Annotated in this window: 17 protein-coding genes and 2 pseudogenes; 13 read left to right on the forward strand and 6 right to left on the reverse strand. The window is 41.6% G+C overall.

Features of this window, described 5'->3' with window-relative positions; translation table 11 throughout:
* Positions 1 to 22 precede the first annotated feature (22 nt).
* Both PSI15_RS02845 and PSI15_RS02850 read right to left on the reverse strand, forming a co-directional pair.
* Positions 23 to 748, reverse strand: coding sequence for a phosphatidylserine decarboxylase (locus PSI15_RS02845; protein ID WP_273582208.1), 726 nt, complete (start codon positions 746 to 748; stop codon positions 23 to 25).
* Positions 749 to 1,343: 595 nt separating this feature from the next.
* The gene (locus PSI15_RS02850) at positions 1,344 to 1,637 is read right to left on the reverse strand and encodes a hypothetical protein (protein ID WP_273582209.1); all 294 of its coding nucleotides are present in this window, start codon (positions 1,635 to 1,637) and stop codon (positions 1,344 to 1,346) included.
* Positions 1,638 to 1,837: 200 nt separating this feature from the next.
* Here PSI15_RS02850 and PSI15_RS02855 point away from each other — a divergent pair, with 200 nt between their 5' ends.
* The 9 genes from PSI15_RS02855 to PSI15_RS02895 all read left to right on the forward strand — a co-directional run bounded on the left by PSI15_RS02855 (position 1,838) and on the right by PSI15_RS02895 (position 8,123).
* Positions 1,838 to 2,134, forward strand: a complete 297-nt coding sequence (locus PSI15_RS02855) for a chorismate mutase (RefSeq protein ID WP_273582210.1) — start codon at positions 1,838 to 1,840, stop codon at positions 2,132 to 2,134.
* Between the two features lie 207 nt (positions 2,135 to 2,341).
* A complete protein-coding gene (locus tag PSI15_RS02860) occupies positions 2,342 to 2,491 on the forward strand; it encodes a hypothetical protein (protein WP_337928437.1) in 150 nt (49 codons plus the stop codon).
* Between the two features lie 272 nt (positions 2,492 to 2,763).
* Positions 2,764 to 3,288, forward strand: a complete 525-nt coding sequence (locus tag PSI15_RS02865; RefSeq protein ID WP_273582211.1) for a hypothetical protein — start codon at positions 2,764 to 2,766, stop codon at positions 3,286 to 3,288.
* 50 nt (positions 3,289 to 3,338) lie between these two features.
* Positions 3,339 to 3,998: an aminotransferase class I/II-fold pyridoxal phosphate-dependent enzyme gene (locus tag PSI15_RS02870; RefSeq protein ID WP_273582224.1), complete on the forward strand. Its 660-nt coding sequence runs from the start codon at positions 3,339 to 3,341 to the stop codon at positions 3,996 to 3,998.
* On the forward strand, positions 3,991 to 4,950 hold the full coding sequence (locus PSI15_RS02875; RefSeq protein ID WP_273582212.1) for a methyltransferase: 960 nt from the start codon (positions 3,991 to 3,993) through the stop codon (positions 4,948 to 4,950). The genes PSI15_RS02870 and PSI15_RS02875 overlap by 8 nt, the downstream gene beginning before the upstream one ends.
* Positions 4,947 to 5,906 (forward strand): ATP-grasp domain-containing protein, encoded by a 960-nt coding sequence (locus PSI15_RS02880; RefSeq protein ID WP_273582213.1) that lies wholly within the window; start codon positions 4,947 to 4,949, stop codon positions 5,904 to 5,906. The genes PSI15_RS02875 and PSI15_RS02880 overlap by 4 nt, the downstream gene beginning before the upstream one ends.
* A complete protein-coding gene (locus tag PSI15_RS02885) occupies positions 5,899 to 6,465 on the forward strand; it encodes an MFS transporter (RefSeq protein WP_273582214.1) in 567 nt (188 codons plus the stop codon). Before PSI15_RS02880 ends, PSI15_RS02885 begins: the two co-directional genes overlap by 8 nt.
* A 39-nt stretch (positions 6,466 to 6,504) precedes the next feature.
* Positions 6,505 to 7,065: a hypothetical protein gene (locus PSI15_RS02890; protein ID WP_273582215.1), complete on the forward strand. Its 561-nt coding sequence runs from the start codon at positions 6,505 to 6,507 to the stop codon at positions 7,063 to 7,065.
* Positions 7,053 to 8,123 carry a hypothetical protein gene (locus PSI15_RS02895; protein WP_273582216.1) on the forward strand — a complete coding sequence of 357 codons (1,071 nt, stop codon included), beginning with the start codon at positions 7,053 to 7,055 and terminating at the stop codon, positions 8,121 to 8,123. The genes PSI15_RS02890 and PSI15_RS02895 overlap by 13 nt, the downstream gene beginning before the upstream one ends.
* A 323-nt stretch (positions 8,124 to 8,446) precedes the next feature.
* Here the strand turns inward: PSI15_RS02895 and PSI15_RS02900 are convergent, their stop codons facing one another.
* Both PSI15_RS02900 and PSI15_RS02905 read right to left on the reverse strand, forming a co-directional pair.
* The gene (locus PSI15_RS02900; protein ID WP_273582217.1) at positions 8,447 to 9,004 is read right to left on the reverse strand and encodes a nucleotidyltransferase family protein; all 558 of its coding nucleotides are present in this window, start codon (positions 9,002 to 9,004) and stop codon (positions 8,447 to 8,449) included.
* A gap of 127 nt (positions 9,005 to 9,131) precedes the next feature.
* Positions 9,132 to 9,656: pseudogene (locus PSI15_RS02905) on the reverse strand (ISNCY family transposase); the annotation flags it as partial.
* Here PSI15_RS02905 and PSI15_RS02910 point away from each other — a divergent pair.
* The 4 genes from PSI15_RS02910 to PSI15_RS02925 are packed head-to-tail and all read left to right on the forward strand — an operon-like array spanning position 9,627 to position 12,087.
* A complete protein-coding gene (locus tag PSI15_RS02910; protein WP_273582218.1) occupies positions 9,627 to 10,133 on the forward strand; it encodes a hypothetical protein in 507 nt (168 codons plus the stop codon). The pseudogene PSI15_RS02905 and the gene PSI15_RS02910 sit on opposite strands and share 30 nt — an antisense overlap.
* A gap of 30 nt (positions 10,134 to 10,163) precedes the next feature.
* Positions 10,164 to 10,778: a hypothetical protein gene (locus PSI15_RS02915; protein WP_273582225.1), complete on the forward strand. Its 615-nt coding sequence runs from the start codon at positions 10,164 to 10,166 to the stop codon at positions 10,776 to 10,778.
* A 60-nt stretch (positions 10,779 to 10,838) separates the two neighbouring features.
* Positions 10,839 to 11,291 carry a GyrI-like domain-containing protein gene (locus tag PSI15_RS02920; protein WP_273582219.1) on the forward strand — a complete coding sequence of 151 codons (453 nt, stop codon included), beginning with the start codon at positions 10,839 to 10,841 and terminating at the stop codon, positions 11,289 to 11,291.
* 28 nt (positions 11,292 to 11,319) lie between these two features.
* Positions 11,320 to 12,087, forward strand: a complete 768-nt coding sequence (locus PSI15_RS02925) for a 4'-phosphopantetheinyl transferase family protein (protein ID WP_273582220.1) — start codon at positions 11,320 to 11,322, stop codon at positions 12,085 to 12,087.
* Between the two features lie 72 nt (positions 12,088 to 12,159).
* Here PSI15_RS02925 and PSI15_RS02930 read toward each other — a convergent pair.
* Positions 12,160 to 12,414 (reverse strand): annotated as a pseudogene (locus PSI15_RS02930) (IS66 family transposase); the annotation flags it as partial.
* Positions 12,415 to 12,735: 321 nt separating this feature from the next.
* Positions 12,736 to 12,879, reverse strand: coding sequence for a hypothetical protein (locus PSI15_RS18545; RefSeq protein ID WP_443256066.1), 144 nt, complete (start codon positions 12,877 to 12,879; stop codon positions 12,736 to 12,738).
* Positions 12,880 to 13,111 lie beyond the last annotated feature (232 nt).

The raw sequence follows: 13,111 nt of genomic DNA on the forward strand, positions 1-13,111 counted from the left end.
ACCTTATTTTTAGTTTGTTTATTTATAGAGAGTTGTCATTGATTCTAACTAACCTAGTCATACCACCAGTGACATGTTCCTTTTCAGTGACCAATGAAGTTAATTCATCATCATCAGCGACAGGAATGACCAGGTCGACTTGTGAACCATACCGAATCATTGAAAATCTATCTCCCTGATATACCGGAGTATGTTGTTGTATATGGAACGGTGTTATTGTATCAACATCATAATCACCGACTTGGACCATATAGTATTCTCTGTTAATGCCAGGAGAGTAGACTTTATTGACGACTCGCTGATTCAGATATAAATAGTCATCATAAATTAATTCGATGTTCTCTTTATAAAAAATATTATTTTCCACATCAATCATGGGTAGATTGTTGGTTTCCAGAGGTTCATGTTCTGCGTAACTCAGGATACCATCGTAAGGAATTCTATTAATATGCACGTCATAACATGTCATAAAGATACCAATGACAAGAGAACGCTTATCATAATGTTTATCTCTAATGATATCCTGAATGCTATATTTTTTTCCTTTTACTTCGGTGATCGCTTCATCTGGGTCTATTATTCCGCTATAGATAACGAACCCATCAGCAGGGGATAGGAAATACCTATCATCCGTATTGATTGTTCTCGCCGGGTCCCTGAAAAAACCTTCATGAAAATAAGTTTCAGGGGGAAGATCAGGTAGTCCATTAAATATCGATTTAATGGCTTCGTTCATTTTGTTATTCATTATTACCTCTAAAAATGTTCATCAACTAGAACATGAAACAGAGAAAAAACAACATGATGCAAACATTTACAGCGAGATATGTTACAGCCTATTATTAATGATTCAATGTCATTTTATTTAATGGCATATTTATTTTTTGTTTGTCAATAAACATAATTTCACCTAAGTCATCTAAATTGATATATAACTGACTAAATATAATTATATTGATGATATAAATTATGGGTAGTAAGGTAGTTTATTATATATATATGTCAGTGACATTTATCACAAATGTAGTAAAAATTTAATTTAAATTAGAGGGAATATGTTGTAAAGGTCAAAATTTCATCCATTATAGAATGAAGAATAGGGGGGGTTTAGGTAACTTAAAAGATGCCAAAAAGAAATTTAGAGATCGATATTTAATCACTATTTTATAGTAAATAAATCTTGCATTGCTTATTGAATGATTGTTTTTATTTTTCACACCAAAAATAGAAGCTTTTCTATTACATTTTTATAACACGGATCGTTATGTTAAATTCCGGGCTGCCAAAATTATCACGAGTCAGCCCGGAACTTACACATACACGATGATATGAATATGTGAACCTTAGATTCTGATTGGTTTTCTCGTCAGAACTTTTACGAACGCCGGTACAAAGACCGCAATGTAGAATAGGGGGACAAACAGCATTCCAATAGCGATCAACATGATCCCGATGGAAAGCATTATCGCCACCGTGCTATCAGGTGAGGTTATGTTCATGAAGCCCTCTGATAACCCAACCAAGAATTCTTTTCCTTGCAGTTTTGCATAAAGCCATGAAGCACCGACAAGAACGGTTCCTAACCAAAATGAGATCCAGCATATTGCCGATGTAAAGGGGATTGAATTGTTTCTCATTCTTAGCCTTTTTATTCATTAAATGACGGATAGTAAAAAAGATGTTCGATTATCCATTTTCCAAAGTTACATGGCTATACTCAGCAAGTTTAAAATGTCATCCTGTTCGCCAAAATAGAAATGTCACTTGTACCTGCAATAGATAATTGTATGATAAATATACTTATCACTGTTTTCGCTCATATTAGGAGTTCTGTCACATGAGTTATTTGTCAATTTTGGACGTCAGAAAACAAATAGACGCGCTAGATTCTCAGTTGGTTAAGTTGATTGCGCAACGTGGGGAATGTGTTAAAGCGGCGGCAACATTTAAAAAAAATGCTCAAGATGTGAGGGCGCCTGACAGGGTCCAGCAGGTTATTGATAAAGTAAGTATTCTTGCGGAGGAACACGGTTTACCTCCGGAAATTATCCAGAAGGTTTACCGTTCCATGATTGATGCTTTTATCGATTTTGAGATGAAACAGTATCAGTTTATCAATGACGAAACAAAATAGTCCGAGTAGATATCTGACATAGTCACCAACATCCTTGGTTTCACAGGGTAATTATGTCAAGGCTAAGTTCAGATGTCCGGGCTGGGGCAAAGCTGAAATGTCCGCATTGGCCAAAAGCGGAAGTTAGATATCCTGAATCTATAGGTTAAAATCATCAGGAATCATGTCTCAGTTCATTGAGATAATCAGGTGATAAAAGGAATAATTGTGGATAAAGACAAGTTAAGTACCTGGTTAAATCGCTGGGATCTCATTCCGGACGGCAACTCGTTTATCACTCACACATCACAACTACTTCTGGTTAAAACAGCTACAACTGGCATTGAGGCCATGCTGAAAGTTACTGACGACATGTGAACAAATGGGTAATTCACTGATGGTATGGTGGGAAGGTAAGATAGTCTGGATATTCAGCTCATGCATCGCACGCCCAAACTGGGTATAGCCATCGCCACCGGTGGCATTTTTGTTGTTTATTCTGTATATACCAAATAAACTTGAAGATGCATGATGAAAATTTTATATGATATTGATTTATAATAATTAACTTCCATGACAGACAAGCATCTTGAAGTTAGAGAAGTATACATGACGGACATCTAACGAAAAAAGCGAGTGTGGTGCATATAATGGACTCAAGAAATTGGTTATCAGATCGCATTAATTCGAGCAAGCCCCACCAAGATAGAATATGGAAGCGGGAGATAAATGATTTAACGATAACAGCGCGTACAAATGGAAGGGGGATTATCTGCAGTGAAGGCAAAGAGTATATAGATTTCATGTCATGCTCATATCTTGGCCTCGAACGTCACCCCTCACTTAGCCATGCCATAAAAGAGTCGGTAGATAAATTTGGTGTGCAATACGCTGCGGCCAGAACTCGTGCAAAATGCGATATATTTGATGAGCTCGAAGAAAAACTAAATACCATTTTTTTAAATTCCCATACGGTTACATTTAATTCTGTTGGTGCTGCACACCTCGCTGTTCTTCCGGTCCTGGGATCCGGTGAACTCCCAGGCTACGATATAAGCCCAAAAGGGATTAGATGGATTGTTGATAAAACTACCCATGCATCCGTCCAGATCCTGAGAGGGATTCTGGAACAGTTTGGTGGTTTTGAAAGAATCAGTTTTCTGACCAGAATCTAGTTTATTCCGCATTACAACAGTGCAAACTTGAGGGAAAAACCCCTATCCTTATATCCGATTCACTGGGCTCCATGGGCGGTGGGAATAACGTTGCAGAACTAACCCAGTTGACCAAAGAGTTTGAAGGTTACTTTTATGTCGATGATGCACACGGCACATCGATCATCGGAAAAAATGGGTGTGGTTACACGTTGCATCAGTTGGGAGAATTTCATGAAAATTTGATCTTACTTTCATCACTCTCAAAAGCCTTTGGTTCTCATGGTGGCGCCGCATCTTTCAGCAACCCAGAGGCCGTATCTGCCATTAAAAAATATGCCTTGAATTACATTTTTAGTGGACCACCGTCATTACCTGGCATAGCTGCATGTGTGGCTTCTGCAAACATACACTTGACGGGTGAAATCACTGAGCTTCAGGCGGCTCTCAAAGAAAATATTGAGATTTTTGATCGTTCGGTGCTCAATGTTGAAGTGAAGGAAAAAATAAGCCCAATCAGGACTATTCATATTGGCTGCGAAAATGAAGCAATAAATACTTCAGCAGATCTCCGAAGTCAGGGTTTTTTGGTTACTGCGGCCATGTATCCGACGGTTCCAAAATCTCAAAGTATTATCCGCGTTGCTATCTCAGCCGCACATTCCAAAGCCGAGCTTGAGCGTTTTGCTACTTCCATTAATGCACTGACAGGCGAAATACAGGTTGATTAATATCATTACTGCGTACCGCCAGTCCGCTGCGTTGTATACATTCGTTAAGCTGGGTGTCCCCATCTGCCTCGGAGCAGAAAGGAAACTGACTTTAAAACAACTGTCCGTACAATGTGAACTGGATGAAGATCGCCTTTCTCGGCTGCTCGATGTGATGGCCGAGCTTAAGATTGTTACGCTTGAACGAGATCAATATTCACTGACTGATGGCGCAACCGCTCTTGCAGATGTAAACAGCCTAGAAACATTATGGATCCTGTGCGAACTCGGTGAAGAATACTGGTCTATGTGGCCTCATCACTCTACCACTATGCGGGCAGACAGTTACCAGTCTGCTTTTGAAAGAAAGCACGGCGCACCTTTTTTTCAACACCTGCACATCAACCCTGAGTTAAAAAATATCTTTGACCAATTGATGGCTAAAATTACAGAGAACTTATCCTCTGAACTAGTCAAATTTATAGAATGCCATGAGCATTCCGAAGTGGTGGACGTTGGTGGGGGAAAAGGGATTTTGATGAAAAAAATTCATCAAACCTATAATTTGAAATCAGCAACAGTTCTTGACCTGTATCCTGAAGAGAGCAGGATGGAAGATGGGCTGCTTTATGTTAATGCAGATTTCTTTAAATTCATAACTGCAGGAAAAGATATATATATCATCAAGAACATAATTCATGACTGGGGCGATAAACATGCACTAACTATTCTTTCCAATATTCGAACTGCGATGAAAGAAAACTCTAAGTTATTTGTCATTGAAATTATAAAAACTAACGAAAGCAATAAAGGTAAAACGCTGGATTTACTAATGGACGCTCTCTTTTTAGGAAAGGAGAGGTTTTATCATGAATATGAACTGCTTGCTAAAACTGCTGGTTTTTATATCGAACAAACAATTCCAACGTCGTTACCTCAATCGATAATGATATGGCATAAGGACGAAAAGTGAAATTATATTGGGTAGTTGCACGAGAAGAGTACAGCAAAGTAGAAGAGATTGAAAATTCGTACTCACATTTTACACAAGAAATGCGAAAAAGGGATATTGAGTTTAGCTTTATTGCACTGGAGAATTGTGTCGTTACAACACACCCTGAAAAGGGTATGAGTTTAACATATAAATCAAAAATACTCGATGAATCAGACTCTGCATTTATTGTTTCACAGGCTAACCTGAATGCACAGGCAAGGTCTGTGGCATCAACTTTGCGTCTTTACCTGCGTGCACGTGGTATCCGTTTGCTTAATGAAAGCATTGCAGGAATTGAAACGCTTGAATGGAACAAAGTGGCGCAAATGACGTTTGCCAAAATGACAGGTGCACCGATTTTGCCTTTTACTATGCTTGGCTACCATCGCCATATTGTTCCGGTTATACAAAAATTTGCTGATTGCTACCCAGGGGAATATATTTTCAAACCAACCGGTACCGGCATGGGATTTGGCGTCATTAAATCCGATAGTCCTCAGCATGCTATCAGCACAGGGAATTTGATCTCATCTTCTGCAATAGAATATATAATGACGCCATATGTCAAAAAAGCTCAAGATGTCAGGTTCTTCTTTGTCGATAGTGCTCTGGCATTCATTAAATTCAGAATACCCCGGGGGAATGGCTATATAGGGAATGTGGCACTTGGCGGCGAGCAGGTGACACTTTCGGAAGACGAATTTAACGAAAAATACGGAAAATTACCCTTCTTCCAGGAAATGCGTGTTCTGTCTACCAATATTGTACAAAAATCGGGTTGTTCAATATTAGCAGTTGATTGGCTAATGAATGATGATGGATTTTATTTTAATGAAATGTCTACCGCTGAAACTGGCATGACCACCCTTCCGGAAGAAATAAGGAAACGTGTATTAGATCATCTAGCCAACATAGTGCATCATTATTATGAATAATATCAAGACAACTTATTTTGTTTATGTGGCAGTATTCCTGTCAGAGTTCTCTTTCTTTTTTTCTCTTCCTCTGCTCGGGAAATCTCCAGACTTATCAGCATCCAGTGTCGCAGCCTGTTTAGCCGGGGCTATCATACTGGAAAGTATTTTAATGTTAGTCACCACTGGATACCTGGAACGGATTTCCAGAAGAAAATTAATATTTTCGTCACTTGCACTCAGAAGTATTGCTTTCTTAGCGATATTACTTTCATTATCCTTATACTCTTGGATTTTGTTTTTTGTGCTGATATCCGTTTCAAAGTCCATTTCCAAACCTTTTCTCCGAGAAATACTGGCTGGGAACTTATCGGGGGAATCTCTTAAAAAGGCAATGAATACCTTTTCTCTTTTTCAAAATTCAGCGGTTTTTGTTGCGCCTTCACTTGCAGCAATTGCGTTGAACTATGACCTTATCAATCATGTGATTTTAATGGTGATTATTTCTGGCATCGCCATGGCATTAATGGCATTAACTATAAACTATACTTCTTCATCGAATAAAAAGTCGGGGTCCTGATCTCCGTTGGTTAGTTTAGGATATATATTTAGTGGTGAAATGGCCGGGGCAGTACAGCGGATCCTCCTGGCATCATTCTTTTGCTTCCTCATCATGGGTATATTTATCACATCGACGACACTATTGGGTAAAATAAAACCTGAACTCAGTAACTACTCAGGCATATTTTTCTCCGTTGTCGGTGCAACTATCTGCCTGTGGCAAGGGGGAGCAGCTAAACTGAATGTCTTTAAAACCAAATGGACATCTCACCTTATTGTAACTTGTGGTGCCATTGGTTCATTATATTTAACCGGCTCTCTCTATATAGCTATTGCAGCTTTAATTGCATACAGCATATATGAATCAGTCATTATCCCTGAGATTTATGTCGTAGCCAGTGCCATCCATTCTCCCATCCCTCCAGGGGTGTTATTCAGTTATATTGTCGTCATGTCAAATATGGGTTCTGCTTTCGGATCATGGATTACCGGGCTTGCTATTACATATCTTAATGACTACGTCCCGATGCTTATATTTATTAGTGTATTTTTCTCTTCCGTCCTTTCATTTATTTTACTGAAAGCAACATACCGTAAGGAAGTTCAATGTCAGTTATAGTATTTGCAACTGGTGGTACCACCGAAAAGTCAAGAACGGTAGAGCATCCATGGGAGCATTATCAGTTTGTGACTTCGTCTGCCGCTCATGCTCTATCCCCTTTATTCAATGATCTGGCTGTGACTTCAGTAGCCAACTGCCTCGGAGCCGGTAATCTCTGGGGAGGGTTCCTCTTCGCACACGAGATTTGCAAATTACTTAAGGTTAAATATTTCCCGTATGCATCCATTGTCGACGCTGAATCCTTGTGTGAAGCGATAGATGACAATGATATTGATACGATAATTTGTCTTCCAAGCTTCCTGGAACGGGTTCTTCATTCAGGGAACATCGGACAGCTTTCTTCACTCAGAACAATTTTTTATCTGGGGGAAATGTTCCCTGCGTCGCTCGTCGATAAGGTGAAACAAAACCTTCAGAAGGTTATTATCAAACCTCTAGCTTATACATCTCAGGAAACTGGTCCTATAGGTTATCAATGTGCATATCTTGAAGGCAATCACTACCACATTTATGAGCACGTTAAACTACGCCGCAATTCAAACAGTGGAGAGCTCAGCGTATCTGTGCACTATCCCGGTCATAGCCATCTCATCGACCATAAAATGAGCGATGTCGGTCAACTGGAACAGGATGCATTATGTGCGTGCGGTCACAGAGGGGACTTGCTTCATCTTCATGGCCGTGTTCTGTCAGCAAGAAACATTCTTGGCACGTCGATCTCAATTTATGAGTTTGTACACGTTTTATCAGCAGGTTCAGCAAATGAAGTCAGCGAAGCTGATGTTCAGTTGGTAGAGCTGAGAAGTGAGAGTCAAGGCTTGGGGCTATTGCTGATGATTCGCCAGGGGGTTCAGATCCCTCCAGATAAGATTCCGGCGTTGTTGAAAACATCACCGTTGATAAAAGAACTGATTGGCAAATCCTCTTACTTTCATGTACATCTGACTGACAGAGAGGAGTTTTTGAGATCAGATATAGCGCAAAAAATTAAACCTTTTATCACTGCAGATTGCTTACCATCTGTGGATAATGCATTCAGGATCGTCATCAAATAGCTTCATCTTCATAAAATAGAACCCGGTTTCTGGCAACCTCACCGGCCGGGGAACTAGAATGGAAATATTCAGTAGCTTCAACAAAATGCTCATACCTATCGTACTCAAATCGGCCCGTACGCGCCGATTTGAGTACGCCTATGATTCTATATTTATTTGTTAACGAACTGATTTTTTGGGGGGGGAAATCTGCGAGGAATATGAAAGAAACTACCACATCGGCATCATGTCTATATGCCGCAGATGGCGGTCGGCATTGTGCAAGGAGCGGACTGTCAATCATACAATCGAGCGGCAAGAGCCGGGATATTTGTATATTGAGGTTATAAGGAAACAATGAGCTTTAACCTGGGATAGCGTTCCAACCATTGCTTTGTAGTGACCCGTTGTTTAAAAGAGTCCAACTTTTCACGTTCAAATGCAGGAGTCGGTCGTAAACGCAATTCAAATAAGTCAGAAAGTCCATAAGGCGCAGTGATATCGAGACCTTCCTTCCCCAATCTGACAGCTACGGCCGTAGCTGTTTCAGGCCAGTGCAGTAAAGCATTTCCCGTTGAGGTATAGGGATGATCACGATTACGTTGATGCATTCTGGCTTGATTCTTCACCGACCAGTCTAACGAAGGTAATTGTTTCCTAAGCCTGTCTTCCAGGTAGCTAACATGATCTGGGCTACAGTGCTCACAGTCGAACCAGACGACATCTACATCACCATAAACAGGACTTAAACCATACCCATGTAACTGATCCCAAACAGCGTCTCGTACAAATCCCGCGCCAATCCAACCATCATTGAGTTCCAGTGCTCGAACTGCATATAGGATCTTCATTCTTACGGGGTCATCTGACAATATTTTCTGCAATGACGTTTGGTATTCCATTCGTATCCCTGTTGGAAACAGTAATCCACTGGTGGAAATATTATCAGCATCCTCCTGTCCATGTCCGCTTTTCGCTCATGGCGGCCCTTGAGGGCCGTCAAGTCGATATTGCCTTATTGCCTAAGGATCATCTTTTACCAAAAATAGCCTCAGAGCTGCCCTGAAGCTTTATCATTGCTTCGAGCAGGTCATCCTCATTCAGAGAACGCTGCGATTTGTTAATACTGGGAGCATGCCGTCTGCGGGACGGCTCATCACCAGAGGAAGGTAACGATTGTGAGCGATTATTGTCCCGTTTAGCCTGGACCTGTCGGGCAACATCCAGTACATGGCCCAGTCTTTTATTATCAACAATCGCGACGGGGTCAACTTCCGACAACCGGTCATAGGTGGAATAGGGGAGCAGCACATCATTCAGGCGCAGTTCCTTATGCCCGTCAGGATAATGCCAGACATCGATATATTTCCCGATAGCCCGTCGGCTGTATTCGCTGTCCTCAATCAGATAAAGCATCTTGTCATACTGTACGGTCAGGTTTTTTGACACCCGCCGGGGCTCTCGCCAGGTAAATTCCGCATCAAGGTCATCGTCTACAGTCAGCGGCCGGTGCGCGTTAAAATCATGCAAAGGTTCTTTGGCAAAGCGCCGGTCATTATGTACAGCAGGCAGTTCTCCACCGTGGATAAGTTATTCAGTGGAATATTCCTAGAGCACTTGAAAGAAGAATTGGGGCATGATGAAATGCTTCCGGAGAGCGGCGACTGGGATCCGGAAATTGACGCGTTCGGTAACTGGTTCGTCCTCAAAATGCTTCAGCTGGATAACCTGGAAAAGCTTGTTGTCGTTCATCTAGTTCTGGAAAAGTGCGCGGATGTATTCCACTCCTTTGCAAAACGCAATATATCCGAATCCGGGGAATATATTGATGCTCATGCGGAACTGGATCACGGACACTCAGAGTTGGGTAAAGAGCTGTACGACAACCTCACAGAAGAACAATACGTGGGAATGGAACGCCTTTGCGAACATTCCTGGCATATGCTTGAATTGCTGCTCAACCGTGTGGCAGTACTGACGCTTCAGGATATTGGCGCCAAAGGGCGTTTAAAAGAAGTGGCCATGGATTAATGTGGAATTGAGGAGTTCTACTTGGAGGTAATGTTGAACAAACTTTATAGAAATATGTCAGTGGAAGAATTTGAGAAAGGATACTTCTACGCGACTGAACTGAAAGCCTTCGCTAAAGAGTTGGGCATTGATGTGGGAACCTTGAGGAAAAATGAGGTGGAAGACCATATCAAGGCCCGTCTGTCGGGAAGTGATGACACGCCACTACCTAAAGGTGTGCCAAACCGGAAGACCAGTGGAAGTAGGGATAGACTGTCGCCCGACTCTTATATCGTTAACTATGTCAGTGACAAAGCGACCAAAACTTTCCTGAAAGAAGAAATCTCAAAAAGAGATCCTGACCTCAAGGATAAGTCCGGACAATGGTACTGGCTGAACGATTGGCGTAAAGAGCAGATCAGAAACAACCGAAAAATTACATATCGGGAATTGATAGACCGACTTTATGAGCTGATGACCACCAAGGGACGGCTGCCAAGAATTCCGTCAACCCGATTCAACAATTTCATCACCGACTTCTTGGTAGCCCCCGAAAATGAAGGCGCGACTCGTCAGGAGGCGATGGACGAATGGGAAAGACTGAAAAAAATTCCGGTACAGAAGAATTATCAGGAATATAAGAAATTTCTTAATAAAACCGCCTAATAATTCACCGTATGACTGCCATATGGCAAGAAATAAACAAATCAATTTAAGGAAAACACCATGAATTTGACTGATTGTGGGCATAAACATCTGCTTGGTATTACGATCAGAACCCGGAATGAAAATGAAAGATCCCGAGAGACGGCCCAGATTCCAGGTCTATGGAAGACCTTCTACGAAGAGATTTACAAGAAGGTACTCAATGGCGAGACCGTTTATGGTGTGTATTCCGGTTATGAATCAGATCATGCGGGTTATTTTGATGTCAGTGCCGCAGTCGAAAAGGTCGGCAATGAAGCCGAACAAAAAGACGTCAAGCCAATCGTTCTCCAGAGCGGAAAATACCTGAAGTTTACGTCTAAGTCCGAAGGGGACAATCAGATATGGCAGCTTTGGGAGCAGGTCTGGGAGTTCTTCTCTGATGAGAATCAGGAGCTGGAGCGAGCCTACACCACGGACTATGAAGTCTTTTATCCCAACAAGGAAGTGGAACTATACATCGCTATTAAATAGCGCTTGAAGATAGTCATATTAGGGTTCGATGTTGGAAACTGAAATTGCAATGAAAGAAACAGCTTCGGAGGCGGCCAGTTCTGTCAGCATGCTGACGTCAGCCGGAGCCTTCATTTCGAAAGAGTGGTTTTTCAGTGCTCATAATTTAGAAAACATTAAAGTACACATGTGCTTGTTTTCGCCGGACAGCTATGACGATAGTCTATTTCATAAATATGGGATTGAATCCCCGGAACAGATCTCCGATGCGGTAGCCAAGAGAAGGATGGAGTTCCTGGCCGGACGCTTCTCAGCCAAGAGAGCGCTCAGGGAATTCTCGGCAGAGGGCGAACAGGTGGGGATTGGATCTGCCCGCTCTCCTGTCTTTCCTGCTCCTATAAAAGGCTCCATATCTCATAGTCGAAATATGGCCTGCTGTGCTGTTACTCAGTCCACCGGTATCAAGGGTTTGGGTATCGATGTTGAACACATTATTACTAGCACACAGGTAATGAAGATAAGCGATATTGTTATCAATAGTGATGAGGCTAATCTTCTTCTAAGTACACCGTTTTCTTATTCTCAACTATTTACGGCTGTATTTTCCGCAAAGGAAAGCATTTTTAAGGCTCTTTATCCTAGTGTTGGTTACTATTTTGGATTTGAATATGTCGCAATGAGACATTTGGAACCAGATATCGGATCATTTTCATTTGAAATTACCAAGACGCTTTCAGATGAATTCCCAAAAGGAAAAGTGATTTATACTAAATTCTATATCCTAGACGATAAGGTTTTCACTATGGCAGTTGTTTAATACCGGAATCTGTGAAATTTATTGTAAGCGCTCCATAATCCCACGGGCGTTTTAGTTTCAGTGTAAGAAATTTCAGGGAAAGAGTGAGTTGATATCTGGCTCTGACTTTGCCAGCTCTTGCATACATTTCACCAGGTAATCGTAGAGGATTAGCCCGTTAGCTTTTGCTGTTTCAATAATGCTGTACAGCAGCGCACTGGCATCAGCACCATGAGGAGCATCGGCGAAAAGCCAGTTTTTTCTGCCTATGACCAGCGATTTGATCGCGCGTTCCGCACGGTTGTTGTCGATAGATAAATGACCATCGTCAACATAGCGTATCAGCTTAACACACATACAACCATCAATCTGGATAAGCTCTCCAGTACAGGTTCTTCAGTAGCGTGGTTGCTGGATTTTAGGGGCGCGTTGCTTACGAGGAGCCCATAAGCCGGCTTTAATCATGAGTGTTCGAACGGTTTCTTTAGAGAGGTAAATATCATGTTGCTCAGCTAACTTTTCACAGGCTTAGGTTGGACCGAAATCATGATAATGTTCACGAATAATCGTGAGTGCGTACTCAGATAATCCAGTGGGAAGCTGATTATTGCTTGGTTTACCGCGTCGTTGGTTGGCTATCCCTAAAGGTCCATCCGCACGATAGCGGACTTATAACCGTCGGCATTGACGAGCGGATATGCTTAATCGTTGTGCCGCCATTTTGGTTGGCAGGCGCTGGTCAATCACATCCTGGATCACTTTTAGTCGTTTAACATCTTCCAATGTAAAAAACTTCGCTCTATAAGCCGTCATGTGAACCCCTTAATGGTGAACCTACGTGACGGACATCTTAACTTAGCCCAGAGCGGACATTACAACTTTGCTATTACACCTCAGGTTCGCACAATCTATATTATGTTAAATTAGGTAATGTTTGTTAGAGATAATTCTGCATAGGAAACCTAATGAGTTATCTCTAACATTATGAATTTGCCCTTCTCTTCTTCTTTTCATGATCGAACGGTATTCGTGACGTTACCAAACC

The sequence above is a fragment of the Xenorhabdus sp. PR6a genome (assembly GCF_028599065.1).
GTDB classification, from domain to species: Bacteria; Pseudomonadota; Gammaproteobacteria; order Enterobacterales; family Enterobacteriaceae; genus Xenorhabdus; species Xenorhabdus doucetiae.